15 protein-coding genes and 1 pseudogene are annotated in these 20705 nt (G+C 37.8%); 8 read left to right on the top strand and 8 right to left on the bottom strand.

The features are described 5' to 3' along the window. Positions 1–14: 14 nt before the first annotated feature. From ACEN36_RS04440 to ACEN36_RS04450, 3 genes are all read right to left on the bottom strand, one after another. Complete coding sequence (locus tag ACEN36_RS04440; protein WP_407097144.1) at positions 15–746, bottom strand: amino acid ABC transporter ATP-binding protein; 732 nt, start codon at positions 744–746, stop codon at positions 15–17. Then, a complete protein-coding gene (locus tag ACEN36_RS04445; protein ID WP_236746820.1) occupies positions 739–2208 on the bottom strand; it encodes an amino acid ABC transporter substrate-binding protein/permease in 1470 nt (489 codons plus the stop codon). Before ACEN36_RS04445 ends, ACEN36_RS04440 begins: the two co-directional genes overlap by 8 nt. 332 nt (positions 2209–2540) lie before the next feature. Continuing rightward, positions 2541–3074, bottom strand: a complete 534-nt coding sequence (locus tag ACEN36_RS04450) for a 3'-5' exonuclease (RefSeq protein ID WP_079650476.1) — start codon at positions 3072–3074, stop codon at positions 2541–2543. A 189-nt stretch (positions 3075–3263) separates the two neighbouring features. Between ACEN36_RS04450 and ACEN36_RS04455 the strand changes: the two genes are divergently transcribed. After that, a complete protein-coding gene (locus ACEN36_RS04455) occupies positions 3264–4670 on the top strand; it encodes a glycoside hydrolase family 1 protein (protein WP_407097146.1) in 1407 nt (468 codons plus the stop codon). Positions 4671–4861: 191 nt separating this feature from the next. On the opposite strand, the gene ACEN36_RS04460 is transcribed toward ACEN36_RS04455, so the two are convergent. After that, positions 4862–5734: a DUF368 domain-containing protein gene (locus tag ACEN36_RS04460; protein WP_407126031.1), complete on the bottom strand. Its 873-nt coding sequence runs from the start codon at positions 5732–5734 to the stop codon at positions 4862–4864. Positions 5735–6077: 343 nt separating this feature from the next. Between ACEN36_RS04460 and celB (ACEN36_RS04465) the strand changes: the two genes are divergently transcribed. After that, entirely contained in the window at positions 6078–7388 is a 1311-nt protein-coding gene (gene celB, locus ACEN36_RS04465; protein WP_407126032.1) for a PTS cellobiose transporter subunit IIC, read from the top strand. 67 nt (positions 7389–7455) lie between these two features. Here the strand turns inward: celB (ACEN36_RS04465) and ACEN36_RS04470 are convergent, their stop codons facing one another. Beyond that, complete coding sequence (locus tag ACEN36_RS04470; protein ID WP_407126033.1) at positions 7456–7923, bottom strand: MBL fold metallo-hydrolase; 468 nt, start codon at positions 7921–7923, stop codon at positions 7456–7458. Between the two features lie 47 nt (positions 7924–7970). Further along, entirely contained in the window at positions 7971–8321 is a 351-nt protein-coding gene (locus ACEN36_RS04475) for an MBL fold metallo-hydrolase (RefSeq protein WP_407126034.1), read from the bottom strand. 239 nt (positions 8322–8560) lie between these two features. Here ACEN36_RS04475 and ACEN36_RS04480 point away from each other — a divergent pair, with 239 nt between their 5' ends. Next, entirely contained in the window at positions 8561–9991 is a 1431-nt protein-coding gene (locus tag ACEN36_RS04480; protein WP_407097150.1) for a 6-phospho-beta-glucosidase, read from the top strand. Positions 9992–10063: 72 nt separating this feature from the next. Here the strand turns inward: ACEN36_RS04480 and ACEN36_RS04485 are convergent, their stop codons facing one another. Beyond that, entirely contained in the window at positions 10064–12679 is a 2616-nt protein-coding gene (locus ACEN36_RS04485) for a cation-translocating P-type ATPase (RefSeq protein WP_407097180.1), read from the bottom strand. Between the two features lie 637 nt (positions 12680–13316). On the opposite strand from ACEN36_RS04485, the gene ACEN36_RS04490 reads away from it, so the two are divergent. The 3 genes and pseudogenes from ACEN36_RS04490 (at position 13317) to ACEN36_RS04500 (ending at position 17035) form a co-directional block, all read left to right on the top strand. Further along, positions 13317–14711: a glycoside hydrolase family 1 protein gene (locus ACEN36_RS04490; RefSeq protein ID WP_407126035.1), complete on the top strand. Its 1395-nt coding sequence runs from the start codon at positions 13317–13319 to the stop codon at positions 14709–14711. Positions 14712–14926: 215 nt separating this feature from the next. Then, a pseudogene (gene celB, locus ACEN36_RS04495) lies at positions 14927–16213 on the top strand (PTS cellobiose transporter subunit IIC). A gap of 99 nt (positions 16214–16312) precedes the next feature. Continuing rightward, positions 16313–17035 (top strand): GntR family transcriptional regulator, encoded by a 723-nt coding sequence (locus tag ACEN36_RS04500; protein ID WP_407097153.1) that lies wholly within the window; start codon positions 16313–16315, stop codon positions 17033–17035. 185 nt (positions 17036–17220) lie between these two features. Here the strand turns inward: ACEN36_RS04500 and ACEN36_RS04505 are convergent, their stop codons facing one another. Continuing rightward, positions 17221–17994 carry an exodeoxyribonuclease III gene (locus ACEN36_RS04505; RefSeq protein WP_407102906.1) on the bottom strand — a complete coding sequence of 258 codons (774 nt, stop codon included), beginning with the start codon at positions 17992–17994 and terminating at the stop codon, positions 17221–17223. Between the two features lie 126 nt (positions 17995–18120). Here ACEN36_RS04505 and ACEN36_RS04510 point away from each other — a divergent pair, with 126 nt between their 5' ends. Then, positions 18121–19023, top strand: a complete 903-nt coding sequence (locus ACEN36_RS04510; RefSeq protein WP_407126036.1) for a Gfo/Idh/MocA family protein — start codon at positions 18121–18123, stop codon at positions 19021–19023. Positions 19024–19137: 114 nt separating this feature from the next. Continuing rightward, positions 19138–20523 carry a TrkH family potassium uptake protein gene (locus ACEN36_RS04515; protein ID WP_407126037.1) on the top strand — a complete coding sequence of 462 codons (1386 nt, stop codon included), beginning with the start codon at positions 19138–19140 and terminating at the stop codon, positions 20521–20523. The last annotated feature ends 182 nt before the right edge of the window (positions 20524–20705 follow it).

Consider the following 20705-nt stretch of genomic DNA (forward strand, 5'->3'; position numbering starts at 1 on the left):
TCCTTCTTCTCTATTTAGATCAATACTTTATCTAAGAAATCTTTTGTCCGTTCATTTTGCGGATTGTTGAAGACTTCTTGAGGAGGACCTTCCTCAACGATATAACCACCATCCATAAAGATGACACGGTCAGCAACTTCCTTGGCAAATCCCATTTCATGAGTAACGACCAGCATGGTCATCCCTTGACTAGCTAAGCGTTGCATAACTTCCAGAACATCTCCAACCATCTCAGGGTCAAGAGCACTTGTTGGTTCATCAAACAACATAATATCTGGCTGCATGGCTAACGCACGAGCGATAGCTACACGTTGTTTTTGTCCACCTGAAAGTGATTTCGGATAGTCATCTGCTTTTTCTTCCAATCCGACAGTTTCTAATAGTTTTAAAGCACGAGCTTTGATGTCGTCATTCGATTCGTCTTTCAGCTCTTTTGGAGCCAACATAATGTTGTCCAGTACAGTTAAGTGAGGGAACAAGTTGAAATGTTGAAACACCATCCCGATATTTTCGCGTACCTTATTGATGTCTTGAGATGGATCCGTTAAATCATGATTGTCCACAATGACTTTACCACCGGTAATTTCTTCTAAATTATTCATACAGCGAAGGAAAGTACTCTTACCTGATCCGGAAGGACCGATAATGCAAATAACTTCTCCTTCTTGAACTTCTAAGTTTAAATCTTTTAATACTTCTAAGTCGCCAAAGTTTTTCTTTAAATGTTCTACTTTTAGTTTAGTCATTTGTCAGTTTCCTTTCCAATACAGATGAAAGCCAAGTTAAAATGGTAATAATAACGATGTAAATGGCTCCGACGATCAACCACATGCTGCCAGATGAATATGTTCGAGCAATGACGATACGTCCCGTTTGTGTTAATTCTACTATCCCGATTACGGAAAGGATAGAGGTGTCTTTTAATGTAATGACAAATTGATTGATAAGAGACGGAATCATTATTTTAATAGCCTGTGGAAGAATGATTTTTCTCATGGATGTATTGTAAGACAGCCCCAAACTTCTCCCAGCTTCTAATTGTCCTTTAGCAACAGCTAAAATACCTCCACGTACTTGTTCTGAAATGTAAGCCGCTGTATTAAGCGTTAATGTAGTGACCCCTGCTATAAAGGCAGACATTTTAATATCAAGCAATTGTGGTACTGAAAAATAGATAAAGAAAGCTAGAACAATTAATGGAATCCCGCGCATAATCGTAATATAAATAGAAGATATAACATTCATCACTCTATTTGGACTGGCGCTAAATAATCCCAAAACAGTTCCGAGTACTAATGCAATAGCAAAGGAAACAAGCGTTAACACTAACGTAGAGCCTAGGCCACTGGCTAAGTCTTTCCAGTTAGCTGCAAGTAGACCGAAGATTCCATTTCCTGCAGCTGGTTCAGCATCTTCGCTTAAATAACGATCGACAATTTCATCATAAGTCCCATTTTCTTGGATATTTGCTAAACCTGCATTAAACATTTCGAGTAATTCCCGGTTTTGATCTTTGTTAACGGCAAATCCGTAAACATCCCCAGACTCTGGATCAAGCGGGAATTGCAATTTCAGACCTTGTTGAACAGCATATGCCATTACAGGGTAGTCATCAAAAACAGCATCTGAATGGCCAGCCATAACGTCTTCATACATAGTTGCTGAATCGTCAAATTGGTTTACGTTGATATTGTATTCTTCTTGTAATTCATTAACAAAATTAGCTCCAGTAGTTCCTACTTTTACGGCTACTGTTTTACCTTCTAAATCATCGTAAGAAGTGATTTCATCATTCGTTTCGGAAACAGCCATAACAGTCCCAGCTTCAAAGTAAGGGTCAGAAAAATCAAACGATTCTTCACGTTCGGGAGTAATACTCATGGCTGCGATCATACCATCCACTTGGTTGGTCTCTAGAGCTTGCAATCCTGCACTAAAATTTAATGGATTAAGTTCAATTTCAAAACCTTGATCTTCTGCGATGGCACGTAAGATATCAACGTCAATACCGACATATTCGCCGTCTGCATTTTGAAATTCAAATGGTGTATAAGTAACGTCCGTTGTAATAATGTACGGGTCTTCGGTGGTTCCTTTCGTTGAATCTGTTTCACTTGCTCCAACTTGCATTGGTAATAGGATGTTGATTATAAAAGCAAGTGTTGCGATAAAGGCAAACAGTTTGCCTTTCCTTTTATATTTATTCACCGTGATCTCCTCCTGATTTTTGGTACCCCTATAGCGTACGGGAATACGAATCCTATTTCAACTAATAAGCATTCAAAAATGAGATTTCAGTTCATTTTCTAATGAAAATGAAGAGACATAAAAGTTGTTTTATCAGTCGGTTACAATCTAAATATGAATAATATGTGTCTAGTAAATGAGGAAATGAAGCGAGGAATACCAGAAGAAGAATCATCATTTATCGTGCTGGCAAATTAAAAAGACTCTATTTCCATGCAATCGGCTAGATCCGTTGCTTTGCATAGAATATAGAGTCTGTTAACTATTAGCCATAGTAGAATTGAAAAACTTCGTTACACATATTTGACTAATTTTTTTAGGGGCGTTGTCCCAAAATGGTCTTCAAGGTAAAGAAGGATATTTGCACAAGCTACACTATCTGCCAAAGCATTGTGGTGATTGTCCAGTGTAATGCCTAAAGATTCGCATACCGTATTTAATTTGTGGTTTGGCAGTTCATACAATAGTTTTCGGCTTGATTGGACAGTGCATAAGGTTTGGAAATGAGGTTGTTCAAGCTGATAGTAATCCAGACAACCTTGCAGTACACCTCGATCAAAAGGAAGATTATGGGCAACGATCAACTGGTTTTGTGTAAACAGAGGATTGATCTCTGGCCAGATCTGAGCAAAAGTGGGAGCATTTGCCACATCTCTTTCGTAAATACCATGGATACGAATGTTTCTTTGATCAAAAAAAGTGTCAGGTTTCAATAAGGTATAATAATTGTCAACGATTTGACTGTCTCGAACGATCGTTAAAGCTACAGAACAAGCGCTGTGCTTTTGATAATTAGCTGTTTCAAAGTCAATAGCAGTAAAATTCATTTCAGCCTCCATAGTGGTTTAAAGATTTGTTGCTAGTAGTATAACTCTTTTTACAAACAAACTCTATGGTAATTTCAGTTTACGAACACTATTGTTTATTGAAAATAATAAAAATCGGTGCTTGAATGTAAAGCATTACATAAGGTAAAGTAATAAATGAAAGCGGTATAATTTAAGGAGGGAAACTTTATGCAACAGAAAACAGCAAAACCATTTCCAAAAGACTTTTTATGGGGTGGATCAACAAGTGCTTACCAAATTGAAGGCGCCTGGAATGAAGGCGGAAAGGGGCCATCTGTTCAAGATATAAAAGTTATTCCAGAGGATACTTCTGATTTCAAAGTAGCAGCGGACCATTATCATCATTATAAAGAAGATGTGGCATTGTTAGCCGAAATGGGATTTACAACGTATCGTTTTTCTATTGCCTGGACACGTATCGTTCCAAGTGGAGATGGGGAAATCAATGAAGAAGGTATCCAGTTTTATAATACTCTGATTGATGAATTACTGAAATACAATATTGAACCTTTAGTGACGGTATACCATTTTGATTTGCCTGCTGCATTAGAAGAAAAGGGCGGCTGGAGCAATCGCGCTACGGTCGATGCATTTGTACGCTACTGTGATATTTTATTTGATCGTTTTGGAGATCGAATTAAGTTATGGCAAACCATCAATGAACAAAATATGATGATTCTGTCTGCTGGTGCGGTTGTTGGTGGAGGCGCCAGTACCTTGAAAGAGACGTATCAACAAAATCACCACATGCTCTTGGCACAAGCGCGTGTGATGAAACAATGCCACGATAAGCTGCCAGAGGCTAAAATCGGCCCTGCACCAAATATCTCCTACATTTATCCTAAAACAAACAGTCCAAAAGATATTCAAGCTGCTCAAACCTTTAATGCATTACGAAACTGGTTGTATTTGGATATGGCAGTGTATGGGAGATACAATAATGTTGCGTGGTCTTTCTTAGAAGCTAATGATGCAACTCCAGAATTCGAACCAGGTGATGAAGAAACTTTAAAATCTGGTTTAGCTGATTTTATTGCCTTTAACTACTATAGTTCAGGAACTGTTGAATATTATCCGCTTCAAGAAGAGAGTACGGATTCTACAAGTGCTGACCAACAAAAAGGACAAGGAATTCCTGGATTCTTCCGCCAAGTAGAACATGGTGCACTTGACAAAACTGAATTTGGCTGGGAGATTGATCCAGAAGGTTTACGTACAACAGCAAATGAAATCTATTCTCGTTACGCGTTACCGTTAGTCATCACTGAAAATGGATTAGGCGGAAGAGACACTTTGACAGAAGATGGAAAGGTCCACGATACTTATCGCATCAATTATTTGCGAGACCATATCAAACAAGTTCAATTAGCTATTACAGATGGTGTTGAGCTATTTGGTTACTGTCCATGGAGCGCGATCGATTTGATCAGTACTCATGAAGGTTTCCGTAAACGTTATGGATTTGTGTACGTCAATCGTTCAGACTTTGATTTGAAAGATCTCTCTCGTTTACGCAAGGACAGCTTCTATTGGTACAAAGATGTAATTGCTTCAAATGGTCAAGAGCTAGGCTGACATTAACGAACAAGCTGTCCCAAAATCGACTATTACTCGATTTTAGGGCAGCTGTTTATTTTGTTAGTGGATAGAGAATTTGCTAAGAACAATTATTGAGAGATAGAACCTCTGTCACTCATAAATTCCTTTTTACTAGAAGCACAAACTCAATCAAAAAAAGGCCATCATAATTGAGACGGCCCAGTTATTTATTTCGAATATTTTTCTTCGATTCCACTGAACCAGTAAGAGAAAATCACACCTATCACAAACATAATGAGAGAGAACACCAAAGTCAACGTAAAGGATAATCCAGATGCTGCTAATCCTTCAGATGAGAATGCTGGGAGGATAACAGTTGGGAAAATAGCTAGAGATGAACCAATCACCATTCCTAAAATGAAATGATACATTTTTGAGTAGAAGCGAGTAAATAACCAGTCTGCTAATTTAGCCAACAATAATACGCACAGCAGGCCGCCGATAACTAAGGGAATAATCACACTAAAATCAAATGAACTGATTCCTGCAGACATTTTTTCATACAAACCAAAGTAAATAAGGAAGTTGCTTGGACTCATTCCGGGAACGATTACTCCTAGACCGATCAAGGCCCCAGAGAACACCCAAGTTAAAAAGCCGGGAGCTAATTGTGTCAGTGACTGTCCGCCAATCACCATCAATAGAGTCAATCCAACAGCGCTGATCACAAGAATGCTGATATCTACAGTATTGCGACCTTTTTCACCGGCAGTTTTCCATAAAGAGGGGAAAGTTCCTACAACAAAACCAATGAACAAGCAAGTAAACATAGCTTCATATTGGCCAAAAGCTTTTTCAACAAATGCAGAAAAGATGACTACACCAATAATGCCGCCGATACCAACCGGTAAAAAGTAACGAACATTTTGCAAGAAATTTTTAGTGATATTGCCTAAAAATGAAATGATTTCATCATAAAGTCCAAAGATAACAGCTAAGACACCGCCTGATAAACCGGGTAATATACCGCCGATTCCTACTGCAGCTCCTTTTAACAATCTGATAAACCAATCTTTCGATGAGTTTGCCTCATTTTTCAATTGCCTTTCTCTCCTTTAGGTAGTACAATTTTTCACTGTCTTTCATTATAAACAGATTTAATGAAAACACACAAGTATTTCAGCAAAACGTAATAAAAGATTAAAAATTAAAGTAACAGATTAAAAAAAAAGACTTGCTTAGGTGAGCAACATAGATTAAAATAAAATCAGATACTAAAGTAAGCGCTTACAAAAAAGAAAGGAGGAGCAAAAGCGCACCTGAAATACTGCAGGCCCTATTATTTTTATCAGTTTTTACTCTTTAGGATTTAGTTGTGAGTACACATTCCGTTCAGAGGAGGAAATACAAATGGATAAATTTTTGGACTTTTTACAAGAATAAATGGCCCCACTTGCTTACAAATTAGATTCAAATCGGTATTTAACCGCTATAAAAAGTGGTTTTTTTGCAGCAATGTCTATTTTGATCATTGGTTCGATCTTTTTGCTGTTAGCCAATCTTCCCATTAATGGCTATGCAGATTTTATGGCTGGCATTTTTGGGGCTAACTGGTCTGAATTCTTTATGGTTCCTTATAATATGACCATGAATATTATGACGCCTTTTGTTATTATCGGTATTTCAAAATCATTATCTAGTCATTATAAAGTCGATGATGTAGCAGCAATCGTATTGTCTATCGTATCTTTCTTGATTTTGACTCCAAGTTTGATTACAGCCGAAGGAGCTACAGGTATTCCATCTGCTAACTTAAGCGCAAGTGGTTTATTTGTAGGGATGATTACAGCTATTTTAGCTACTGAGATTATGAGAGCTGTTGTACAACGCGGATGGGTCATTAAAATGCCTGAATCTGTACCCAGCAATGTAGCACGTTCATTTTCATCTTTGATTCCTGGACTTTTTGTTATTCTTTCCTTTAATGTTATCAGAATGTTGTTTGCAATGACTTCTTTTGAAACAGCTCACAATTTCATTTTTGAAGTGTTGCAAACACCATTGTTAGCTTTAGGCGGGTCTTTGCCTGCAATGATCATTGTGCTGTTGTTTGAAGCAATTCTCTGGTCTTTTGGGATTCATGGATCTCAAATCGTATCAGGAGTTATGTCACCGATCTGGCTGTCCTTAACGGCTGGTAATGCGGAAGCTTTTGCAGCAGGACAAGCTTTGCCAAACATTATCAACTCTCAGTTCTATGATAATTTTATCAAACTAGGCGGAGCCGGCAGTACTTTAGGGTTAGCCTTATGTGCGCTATTCTTTGCAAAATCCAAACAATTTAAGACTTTAGGAAAATTAGCCATCGGTCCTGGAATGTTCAATATTAATGAACCATTGATTTTTGGTATTCCAATTGTATTGAACCCGATTATGTTGATTCCATTTATTATTAATCCAATTATTATGGCAATCGTTGCTTATGCAGCTATGTCAACAGGATTAGTGAACGTAGCCAATGGTGTCAACATCCCTTGGACAACTCCACCAATCTTTTCAGGGTTCTTAGTTAGTGGATGGACAGGTGCATTGCTGCAAGTTTTCCAAATTTTCTTAGGCGGATTAGTTTACTATCCATTCTTCAAACTAGTAGACCAAAAAGCTTATATGCTAGAACAAGGTAAAACAGAAGAAGAAATCTTGGAAGCTCAAACAACTGATACAGATGCTCCAACTGGAACACCATCTGTTTAAAGAATACACTAAAAGAAAAAACGATTCCTTCTACAGTTGTTATAGAAGGAATCGTTTTTTTAGGTATTTAGATTTGGCTTTCAGAAGAGTCATCTACAAATTTACCATAGTTGGGAACAGCCGCTTCATCAAAGTTGTCTGCTAATTTATTTAAATCCTTTTTTAACTCGCTTCCTTCCATTGATGGACCGTGTCCTGTTATGGCTATATAAGGGTTCAGACTTGCTAATTTACGGACTGATTCCTTAGCGGCTGTCCAATCTGGTGTCAAGTACCTCGGGGGCCCGCTTAATTCTTTTTTCTGTGTCACTACATGATAGAGAGAGTCTTGTTTAGTAGTCACAAATGCATCTGCCGCGATCAGTAGCCGATCTTTATCTCTGAACAAAGCTATTTGGCCTTCTGTATGACCTGGAACATGGATCCATTTGAAATCAGATAAATAAGGTACTGTTCCATCTTCTGGTAAAGGATGGATATGAGAGCCTAAATTGATTGGTTCTATAGGGAAAGCTCCAGACATCTTAGCAATCAATCCACCTTCGACAGTAGAATCTCCTTTAGCATAGCTTTTTTTCCCTGTTAAAAAGGAAGTTCCATTTTATGAGCGTAAACAGGTATGTTCCAGTGATGAACTAGTTCGATCACAGAACCTACATGATCGAAGTGGCCATGCGTCAAAATAATAGCCTTGGGAGTACTATTTCTCCCAAAACGTTCCTCTACAGCTGAGATAATATCATCAGCTTTATTAGGTGTGCCGGCATCAACGATAACAAAATCGTCGCTGACAATATCTCCAATCAGATAAAGGTTAACAAACTGGACAGTATAAACGTAGACATCAGGTGTCAATTCTTTTCCATGACTTCTTTTTATAGAAGTCATAGGGATAGACTTATAGTCTTTTCCGTAATACAGATTTAAATCCATTGTCGATTTCCTCCTTAAGGATCAAAAATGCTATCAAGTAGTATTAAGACAAAAAAGGTAAGACACCTTTATTTTATCCAATTGAGCAAACTTATTCAGTTAATAACACTTGTCAACTGACAGTTAAGTCTTTTTGTTCTGTAATAAAGGTTTTTTCAAATTAAGCTTGACTGTAATGGATTACACATCTTATAGTGAAATTGTACTTAAAAAGAAAACGCTTTCCAAGGAGGATAACAATGACTAAAGAAGCTTTAAAAATTGTTACGATTGGTGGAGGTTCAAGTTACACACCAGAATTGATTGAAGGATACATTAAGCGCAAAGACCAGCTGCCGATTAAAGATATTGTTTTAGTAGATATCGAAGAAGGTAAAGAAAAGCTGGAGATTGTTGGAGAAATGGCTAAACGGATGGTCAAAGCAGCAGGTTTAGACTGGAACGTTGAATTAACTTTAGACCGTAAAACAGCTTTGAAAGATGCAGATTTTGTGACGACTCAGTTTAGAGTGGGATTGTTAGACGCTCGTGTCAAAGATGAACGTATTCCTTTATCACATGGGGTTTTAGGACAGGAAACAAATGGTGCTGGTGGAATGCTGAAAGCTTTCCGTACAATTCCGGTTATTTTAGAGATTATCGAAGATATGAAAGAACAATGTCCAGATGCATGGCTTGTAAACTTTACCAATCCTGCAGGAATGGTCACTGAAGCAGCAATCAAAGTAGGAGGATGGGAACGAACAGTTGGACTATGTAATGTGCCAATTGGCCATTGTTCATCTGCATCTGAAAAATTGGGCATTCCTGAAAATGAATTGTTCTTTAAATTTGCTGGAATCAATCATTTCCATTGGCACCGGGTATGGGATAAAACCGGAAAAGAAAGAACAGCAGAATTGATCGACATTTTATATGGACCTTCACAAAATGAAGAAGACAACCACTTAAAAAATATTCATAGTGCTTCTTTCCATTATGAGCAGATCAAAGATTTAGGTATGCTGCCTTGTGGGTATCATCGTTATTACTATATTGAAGATGAAATGCTGCAACACTCTATTGAAGAATTTGAAAGAGGCGAAACAAGAGCTCAAGTAGTCAAAGAAACAGAGAAACGTCTGTTTGAACTATACAAAGATCCTGCATTAGACTATAAACCAGAAGAGTTGTCTCAACGAGGAGGCACACATTATAGTGATGCAGCCTGTGAGATTATTGCTTCTATTCAAAATGATAAACAAACTACCATGGTAGTGTCTACTCAAAATAATGGCACGATCACTGACTTGCCGTATGACAGTATTGTAGAAGTGTCAGGTGTGGTCACTGCGCATGGAGTCGAACCTTACAATTGGGGTGCATTCCCATCTGGAGCAGCTAGAGGAATCATCCAAAATATGAAAGGAATGGAAGAAACCGTTATTCGAGCAGCAGTTGACGGAGATTATGGTGCTGCACTACAGGCCTTTACAGTCAATCCTCTTGTTCCTGGCGGTAAGTTAGCTAAAACAATTTTAGATGAATTACTGTACGCCCATAAGGATCACTTGCCGCAATTTGCGGATAAAATCAAGGAAATAGAAGGAAATCAGCCAGAAACAGTTGGTTATGTAGATGAATTGATGAAAAGTAATCATCCAGCAGTAGCAGAAGAAGTAAACAGTTAACCATTAAAACAACAATAGAGGCTTACTCCAGTAGGAGTAAGCCTCTATTGTTGTTTTAAACAAGATTAATAATTAGTCATTTTTACTTGGAAAGAAAACTTTTTTTAGTTCCATAAGGATAACGGCAGCTAAAGCTAAACCTGCAGCAATTCCCCATTGTTCTAAACCAAAGTCAGCTGGAACATCAAATACTGAACGAACACCAGGCAACATAGTGATACCATACAATGCCATACAGAAGATAAATGCGTAAATAGCATACATATTAGAGAAGAAGCCAGCACCGATGGATGTTTGAGTATTTGAACGAGCAGGGAACACTTGTAACGTACGAGCTAGGATCAATGTCGTAAATGCCATTGCAACACTCATTTCATCTGAATAACCTAATCCAATGTATTGAGAAATGATAACGGCAATACCGATCAAAATTCCACGGAAGACTACAGAAGTAAACGTACCGCCAGCAAAAATACCCTCATTTGGATCGCGAGGTTTACGATTCATCACATTTGGCTCACCAGGTTCCATACCTAAAGCGATAGCAGGAATAGAGTCATTGACTAAGTTGATAAACAGTAGTTGTAATGCTGTAAACGGGCTGACCCAGTTCATTAATAAAGCAGCGATGATCGCGATGATTGCTCCTAAGTTACCTGAGAATAGGTAAGCAATCGATTTTTTGATGTTGTCATAAACGTTACGACCAACTTCAACAGCACTCACGATAGAAACAAAGTTATCATCTGTCAATACCATAGCAGCAGAGTCTTTGGCAACGTCAGTACCACTACCCATTGCAATACCAATGTCCGCTTGTTTTAAAGCAGGAGCGTCGTTAACTCCATCACCTGTCATAGCGGAAACTTTGTCTCTGTCTTGCCATGCACGAACGATACGGATTTTGTTTTCAGGTGAAACACGAGCGTAGACAGAAATGTGTTCTAATTTTTCATGCAATTCTTCTTCGCTTAAAGCATCTAACTCTTGTCCTGTTAAGGCCAAGTCGCCTTCTGCAAAGATACCAATATCACGAGCAATGGCACGAGCTGTCGTTTTGTGGTCACCAGTAATCATAACCGTTTTAATTCCGGCGCTCTTAGCTTCTTCAATAGCTCCATAAACAGCTTCACGAGGAGGGTCGATCATAGCCATTAAACCAGCTAAAATCAAATCATTCTCGTCGTCAAAACTGATTTCATTCCCTTCTGGAAGGGGTTTGTAAGCAAATGCCAACACGCGTAATGCACGATCTGAGAAGGCTTCATTTTGAGTTTGCAATGCTTTCAGACGTTCGTCAGTCAATTCAACGACTTCGCCATCCAACATCATTTTAGTACTGCGGCCAAATACTACGTCTGGACCACCTTTTGTCAACATTAAACGTTCTCCGTCGATAGTGTTGACGGTTGACATCAATTTACGGTCAGAATCAAATGGCAATTCAGCTTCACGTGGGTATTGACGACGAAGATCTTCATACGATTTGTTTAATTTATTGCTGTATGCGATCATAGCCACTTCAGTAGGATCTCCAAGTTCTTGACCTTCTTCATTAATATTAGAATCATTGGCTAGAACAGCGATTTCCATCAAGCGTTTTTCATCGGCTGTCCAAGAATCAGGAGTTGTACTGAATTCTCCAGATTGTCCATTTGGCAAGAAATAATCTACGATAGTCATTTTATTTTGAGTCAATGTACCTGTTTTATCCGTACAAATGATACTTGTTGAGCCTAAAGTTTCAACAGCCGGTAATTTACGGATGATAGCGTGTTTCTTCGCCATTTTATTTGTTCCGACAGACAATACGATCGTTACAATAGATTGCAATGCCTCAGGGATAGCAGCAACGGCAACGGCTACAGCAAACATAAACGCATTCAGCAGTTCGGTTTGAACATCTGTCACATCACCAAAGAAAATACGAGCAGCTTGGATAGCAAAGATCAAAATACTTAATAGTAAGATTCCGATACCCAATTTTTTACTAAATACATCTAATTTCTTTTGCAATGGAGTCTGTTTTGAGGAAGCGTCATCGATCAAGCTAGCAACTTTACCCATTTCAGTGTTGTTACCAGTTCCTGTAACTACAAATAATCCACGTCCATAAGTAGTTAAGGTTCCACTGAAGACCATATTAGAACGGTCACCTAGAGGAACGTCTCCGCTTAGGGAATCAGTGTTCTTTTCAGAGGCAACAGATTCACCTGTCAACATACCTTCTTCGATTTGCAATGAACCGGCTTCGATCAATCGTCCGTCTGCAGGAACATAATCCCCAGCGTCTAAACTCACAATGTCGCCAACAACCAAATCTCTTGCTTCAACAGTGGCTTTTCCACCGTTACGCAATACTTTCGCAGAAGGAGCCGACATATTTTTCAGAGCATCTAATGAACCTTCAGCTTTTCTGGTTTGGACAACACTTAAAACAGAGTTGATCATCAATACCGCAAATATGATTAGAGACTCAGTTACTTCACCCAGCAACATTTGAATAATAGCTACAATCAACAGCACAACAACCATTGCATCTTTAAATGTTTCTAAAAATAGCTTTAAAACGGAATCTCTTTTCTTTTGTTTTAATTCGTTTAGACCATCGCGTTCTTGTCTACGTTTAACTTCTGCGTCTGATAAGCCTTCTCTTGAAGCTTCAAAATCTTGATAGATCTGGTCCATATCTTTTTGATAGTTTTCCAAATTATACACCCTTTCTTTTTGTCAAATTAGTACGTTGTTGAATTGCAGAGGAAAACCTAACTACTAAAGAGATAGTAGTAATAAATAACTTACATCTAACATACTATTCTAGCTGTTTTTTCACAAGAAACAGAACTTGTATTTAACTGTCAAAATGCCTTGTATTTTATTTTGGCAGCTGATCAGCTGGATTAAAATGTGCTATCTCTTAATTCAATTCCTCCTTAAACAGTATTCATAATAAAATCGACAAAAAAAGAGACTTATGCGGAATTGTTTATGGTTCAACAACTGCATAAGTCTCACTATTTAAGACAACACCAGTAGACCGTTACATCTACTTGCTGGTGACGTTGCCACAGCTTCAGCTGCCAGTTACTCCCTTATTGGAAACTATTCGATTTCATCATAATCAAGTATATCGTATAACGAAAACTGGCGCAACAAAAAGAATGGAACTTTTTTATTGTTTTTATTAAGAATAATAAAGAACAATAAATGAAAACGATTTAAAAAAGTTTGCTTATTTTGCAGACAAATGCTCTTTTTTTTGTTATCCTTAAAAGTATAAAGTTATAAAATAAAAGTATAGTCATTTAAAAAGGAGAAGAAAGCTATGAAATATGAATTTCCAAAGAATTTTTGGTGGGGATCAGCAGCTAGCGGACCACAAACAGAAGGCGTTTTTGAAGGCGATAACAAAGGGGACAGTATTTGGGATTACTGGTACAAAGAAAGCCCAGAATTATTTTTCAACCAAGTAGGACCTGAAAAAACTTCTGTATTCTATGAAAAGTATAAAGAAGATATTCAATTAATGAAAGAAACTGGACACAATACATTCCGTACTTCTATCCAATGGAGTCGTTTGATTCCAAATGGCGTAGGGGAAGTCAATGAGAAAGCAGTCGATTTCTACAATAGAGTAATTGATGAATTGATCGCTAATGATATTGAACCGTTCATCAATTTATATCACTTTGATATGCCGATGAAAATGCAAGAAAAAGGCGGCTGGGAAAATCGTGAAACAGTAGAAGCTTATGTAGTGTTTGCTAAAACATGTTTTGAATTATTTGGAGACCGTGTTAAAAAATGGTTTACACATAATGAGCCGATCGTTCCTGTTGAGGGAGGCTACTTATATCAATTCCATTACCCAGCTATAGTAGATATGAAAAAAGCTGCACAAGTAGCTTACCATGAAGTACTAGCCAGTGCTAAAGCCATTAAAGCTTATCATGGAATGAATCTAGGGGGAGAAATCGGAATCATCCTAAACTTGACGCCAAGTTACCCACGTGATGAAAGTAATCCCGAAGATGTGAAAGCAGCAAAAGCAGCGGACGCATTTTTCAATCGTTCTTTCTTAGATTCTGCTGTAAAAGGTGAATTCCCAAGCGATTTAGTAGAAATATTGAAGGAAATCGATATTTTGCCGATTATTGAAGAAGGCGACTTAGACACGATTAAAGAAAATACAGTCGACTTATTAGGTGTAAACTACTACCAACCTCGTCGCATCAAAGCGAAAGAATCGACTACGAGGTTAGCGGATGGTCCAATGCCGGATGACTACTTTGACAACTATGAAATGCCAGGACGTAAAATGAACCCTTATCGTGGATGGGAAATCTACGAAAAAGGCGTGTACGATATTTTAACGAATTTACGTGAAAACTACGACAACATCAAATGCTTTATTTCTGAAAATGGAATGGGTGTAGAAGGCGAAGAACGTTACGTCAATGAAAAAGGGATTGTGGAAGACGACTACCGTATCGAATTCGTGCAAGATCACTTGAAATATGTACACCAAGCCATCCAAGAAGGAAGCAATGTGCGCGGATACCACATGTGGACATGTATGGACAACTGGTCTTGGACAAACGCTTATAAAAACCGTTATGGATTTATTGCAGTTGACTTAGACAATGAGCACAAACGGACGATCAAGAAAAGTGGTCGCTGGTTTAATGAAGTTTCTAAAAATAATGGTTTTGAAGACTAATTCAATGTTACTTAAGTACACTTGTATTTTTACTATGCAAGTGTACTTTTTTCATCAAAATGAATTCACAATTGTGAACAGAATATGAATTCGGAGTAAAAGCTGAACTTATTTTTAAAAAGACTAGACATTTTATGTAGAAATGGTATACTTTGGTTTGTAAACGTTTGCTATAATTTATTACATTTTAAAAAAAGAAAAGAGGTATTTTACTTATGAATGGCTTTATTGACAAATTAAGTGAAAAATTGTTACCGATTGCAGGAAAGTTAGGACAAAACAAATACTTGCTAGTCTTGCGAGATGCTTTTATGTTGGCTTTCCCAATCACCATGTTTGGTTCATTAGTAGTAGTTATCAATAATTTACCGTTTTTCAGTGATGATGTGAAAGGTACATTAGGAACATTATTTGGTAATGGACAAAATGCTACCATGTCTATCATGACTATCTTTGTAACATTTGGTATCGGGTATTATTTATCTAAAACACACGATGTGGATCCAGTGTTTGGTGGAGCCGTATCTCTTGCATCCTACTTGATTTTAACTCCGTTTGTGACTACTCTTGAATCTGGTGAGGTAGTAAGCGGTGTGTTAACTTTAGATCGCTTAGGCGCTAAAGGGATGTTTGTTGGGATGATAGCATCATTTCTTGCAGCTGAAATCTACTGCAGAATAATCAAAAAAGGAATTGTTATCAAAATGCCGGATGGCGTTCCAACAGCAGTTTCTAAATCATTTGCAGCGATGATTCCTGCAATTATTACATTAGGTATTTTCACAATTGTAAACGCCATCGTAACTGGCGCATTTAATACAAACTTACATGATTTTGTATACAATGTTATTCAAGAGCCGTTAACTGGTTTAGGTAGTGGATTGCCAGCAACGTTGATTGCTGTATTCTTTGTTCAATTATTATGGTTCTTTGGATTACATGGACAAATCATTGTCAACTCAGTAATGGATCCAATCTGGAATACATTAATGTTGGATAACTTAGAACACTTTGAAGCTGGAGAAGCATTGCCAAATATCGTTACAAAACCATTTATGGAAATGTATACAGTTGGTATGGGTGGATCTGGTAGCACGTTGATTGTTGTTATCCTTATGGCATTTGTGATGAAGAGTCGCCAAATGAAAGATGTTGGTCGTTTAGCATAGGCTCCTGGTATCTTTAATGTTAACGAACCAGTTATCTTCGGTATGCCGCTTGTATTGAATGCAGCTATCTTCATTCCATGGATCTTAGCTCCATTAGTAACAACTGCTCTAAACTATGTAGTTATGGATTTAGGCATTTTCCCAACTCCGACCGGGGTATCAGTGCCGTGGACAGTACCAGTATTCTTTAACGGTATGTTAGCTACGAACTCTCCAATGGGTGGGGTATTACAATTGATTGATATGGCAATTATTGGTGTTATCTGGTATCCATTCTTGAAAGTTGTTGATAAAACAAACCTTAAATCAGTCGATTTAAGTACAGCAGAATAAAATAATGTTGAAAAGACTAGTTTTTTTATACAAAAAACTAGTCTTTTTCTTTAAGATGGAGTATGCTAGGGGAGAGTATAAACCACCGGAGGGAAGAACATGATCAAATATGAAATGATAGCGAATAAAATTAGACAACGTATTCAAGAAGAATTCTATCCAGTGGATTCTCTGATCCCTGATCAAATTTCTTTGGCAAAAGAATTTGGTGTAAGCAGAATGACCGTAAAAAAAGCCATGGACGTTTTGGCATTAGAAGGATTGATTTTTCGGAAACGCGGATCAGGAACTTATGTGAAGAAAACGGCTCTAAAAAATGGCCTAAATGCTAACGCAATGGAATATGAAGGATTGACCAAACAATTGGTTGGTCATGAAGTTAAAGGAGAAATTATTTCCTTTTCGGTAGAATTTCCTGAAGAAGAGATACGAGAGACGCTGATGCTGGATAAACATGTTCCGGTATATAAAATTATCCGCTTGCGTATTGTAGACGGAGAGCCGTATATTATTGAGCATACGTTTATGAATGCGAATTTGATACCGGGGTTAAGCGAAGAAGCCTTAAACTCCTCTATTTATCAATATATTCATAATGAATTAGGGTTGCAATTCGGAGGAGCTTACCGAAAGATTCACGCAGCGAAGTCTTCCAAATACGATCAGAAATATTTAGGCTGTGCTGTCGATGATCCAGTTTTGGAAGTAGAGCAAGTTGTCCATTTAGAAGATGGGACACCTTTTGAATATTCCCGGAGTAGAAATAGATACGACAAACGGAGTTACACAGTCGTTGATTTGCAAAACAAAAATAAAGGGTAAGCGATATAAAAAGAATGGACCGTCCATTTAAGACGACCCATTCTTTTTTAAATGGTTTTACAACATTTGATGCTTGTAAGTCTTGAGACGCGGTTTTCGGCTCAAGGGCGTTCCCATGGCCTTCCATAAGCAACCCCATAGGCCGGAGGAAATTTCTTTACCAACGTTAGAAGATGAAGAGCCTTTTAAATAGCTTTAGCTAGGGTATCTTTAAGAGTCAGTTCTACTGGGCAATGATCTGAACCCAAGATAGTGTTGTGTATTTTCGCATCTTCTAGAAATGGAATCAATTTTTGTGAAACACAGAAATAATCGATGCGCCAACCGGCATTGTTTTTGCGGGCATTGAACCGGTAGTTCCACCAAGTGTAGCTTCCTTCTGTTTCAGGATAGAAATAGCGGTAAGTATCGACAAATCCATTGCTTAAAAGAGCCTCAAATTGAGCTCTTTCTTCATCAGAAAAGCCAGCGTTGCCGCGGTTGCGTTGCGGATTTTTTAAATCAATGTCTTTATGGGCAACGTTTAGATCTCCACAAAGAATAACTGGTTTTCGGATATCTAATTCAGTTAAATAAGCTAAAAAATCTTGTTCCCAACGTACACGATAGTCTAGTCGTTTCAACTCGGATTGAGAATTAGGAGTGTAACAAGTAACCACATAATAATCGTCGTACTCTAAAGTGATTACTCTTCCTTCTGTATCGTGTTCAGAAATACCGATTCCATAAGCTGCCGATATAGGCTCATGTTTAGTAAAAATAGCGGTACCCGAGTAGCCTTTCTTTTCGGCATAATTCCAAAAAGAGTAGTATCCAGGGATATCCAGATCGATTTGACCTTCTTGAAGTTTGGTCTCCTGAAGGCAGAAAAAATCAGCATCTAATTCTGTAAAAATATCTAAGAAACCTTTTTTGACAATAGCGCGTAATCCGTTGACGTTCCAAGAAATTAGTTTCATTTATTAGTTTGCTCCTTTAGTGTAACATGGTACTATTATTGTACAGTAAACGAAAAAAAACTTGAAGCAGTAGAGCTTAGTTGTTCAGCAAGAAATTCCATTAAACTAGTGAAATGAGGAAAAGTAGTGAAAATAGGAGTAGTAGGTTTAGGCGGCATCTCTCAAAAAGCGTATTTGCCAATTATGATGTCCATGAGTGAAGAAGTCGAGTGGCACTTTTACACACGGAATCAAGAGAAATTGGCCAAAATCGGCAAACAATACCGAGTAAAAAATCTGCATCCAACAATCGAATCTATGATTGAAAGCGGAGTGGAAGGAGTATTCATCCATACGGCAACCCATACGCATGCAGTATTTATCAAACAATTTTTAGAAAATGGTATTCATGTGTATGTAGATAAACCAATCAGTGAAGACCTGGAAGAGGTAGAATCCTTGCTAGCTTTAGCTGAAGACAAACAACTGGTATTGACTACCGGATTTAATCGCCGCTTTGCACCAATGATTCAAGAACTAAAAAAAGTTCCGCATAAAAATATGATTTTCGTTCAAAAAAACAAGCCTAATGGTTCTGGAACAGTACAGTTTGGTATTTTTGATATGTTTATTCACGTCATTGATACAGCCTTGTACTTATTGGATGATGAGGTAGTAGAAATGTCACATACTATTACCGAAACGGACGGACAATTGGAAAACTGTGTCGTGCAGTTGGAAACGGATCAAACGATGTGTATCGTTTCAATGAACTATAAAGCTGGAGCTAATCTGGAAGTAGCTGAAGTACAGTCTCCTGAAGGAACGCATCGCGTAACGAACTTGTCCGATTACGAAAGCGATTCTTATGGAGAACAAGAGACAAGAGCATTCGGAGACTGGGACCACACTCTTGAAAAGAGAGGATTTGCTCCTTTGATCCATCAGTTCATTGAAGCTGTGAAAACTGGAGATAATCCTGTAAGTCTGGAATCTTCTTTTATGAGTCACCAAATATGTGCCGAAATAGTGGCTGACAACGAGGACTAGATAATAACAAATACATGATCAGTCAAAAGCGGTGGACGTAACTGCCGTTCTTGGCTTATCATGTTTTTATGAAAAAAGAGGAGAAAAATTTACGAAGGAGGAATCCAACCTTTTATGATTGGAGATAAAATACGACATTTATCACCATCTAAAAAAATTACTTTCAGTTTTTTAATGATTATTTTTATCGGATCTCTATTTCTGAGTCTGCCCGTCAGCCAATCTGCAGTTTCAGAGGCAGGGTACTTTCAGCATCTGTTCACATCAGTTTCTATGGTCTGTGTGACAGGTTTATTGACGACACCTCTTATCACTACTTACAGTTTATTCGGTAAAGTAGTTTGCATTCTTTTGATGCAAATTGGCGGGTTAGGCTTAATGACGATTCTCGCTGCGTTTATAGTCGGTGTAGGTAAAAAAATAAGCTTTAAAGACAAGATTGCGGTTAGTGAAGCTCTAAACCGCGATAAATTAGGGGATTTTAAGAATTACCTGACCTCTATTATCAAGTATACGGCTGTTATTGAAGGAACAGCATTTATATTTTTGGCAGTTAGACTTATCCCCGAATACGGAACGAAGAACGGTTTCTTCCATGCGCTTTTTCTGGCTGTTTCGGGTTTTTGCAACGCTGGATTTGATACGCTGAGAGGAAATAGTTTGCAACATTACGTTCACGACCCTGTGGTCAATATTGTTATGATGGTGTTGATTGTTTTAGGAGGGATCGGTTTTTCTGTCTGGTTTGATATCACGCAAAATGTACAATCGATTTTTAAGAAAACAGGTAGCCGCAATTTAAAGAGAAATTACCAACGTCTGCAAGTGCACACTCGTCTAGCTATAAATATTTCTGTTTTCTTATTGCTCTTTGGAATTATGCTGTTTTTAATTGTTGAATGGAACAATCCTTCTAGTATTGGAGATTTTTCTGTCGGAGAAAAGATCTTGGCAGCAGTATTTCAATCCACTACTTTTAGAACCGCTGGATTCACTACAGTAAATTTTTTGGACTTTAAAAATTTTACCAACTTCTTTTTTGTTGTCATCAGCTTCATCGGAGGATCTCCAGGTGGGACTGCTGGAGGTCTGAAGACAACTACGGTAGCTTTAGTTGTTTTATTGATGTACAACGAAATCAAAGGACAAAAACACATCAATTACGCTTACCACACGATTCCAACTGAAATTGTGCGAAGAGCTTTGGTAGTATTGGTCACCTTTTTTGTTTGTTTTATGGTAGGGACAGGTTTATTGTTGTTATTTGAGCAAGATCAGAGACCCTTTCATTTGATTTTTGAAACGGCTTCTGCTTTAACAACGATCGGACTAACTGTAGATAACTTGACGCCCCAGTTATCTACAGTTAGTCAAGTAGTGATCATGATTTTAATGTTTATTGGCAGAATTGGCCCTATCACCATATTTTTGAGTTTGGGTAGAAGAAACAAAAAACAAAAAAATTACCGTTATGCAGAAACAAAAATTTTGATTGGGTAACAGAAAAAAGTAGTCAGAACCTCATTAGTCGGGCTCCTTTTTCGATGTTTAGTGCTTTAGTTTAATCCGAAACAATCCTTATCTAATTGTGGCATAGAGTAAACGAATCGCACAAACTTACAAACTGAGTAAAAAAATAATCAATAAGAGATTTACCTTCGAAAAAAAGAGTGTAAAAAAAC

Source organism: Desemzia sp. FAM 23989 (assembly GCF_045528345.1).
GTDB lineage: Bacteria > Bacillota > Bacilli > Lactobacillales > Carnobacteriaceae > Desemzia.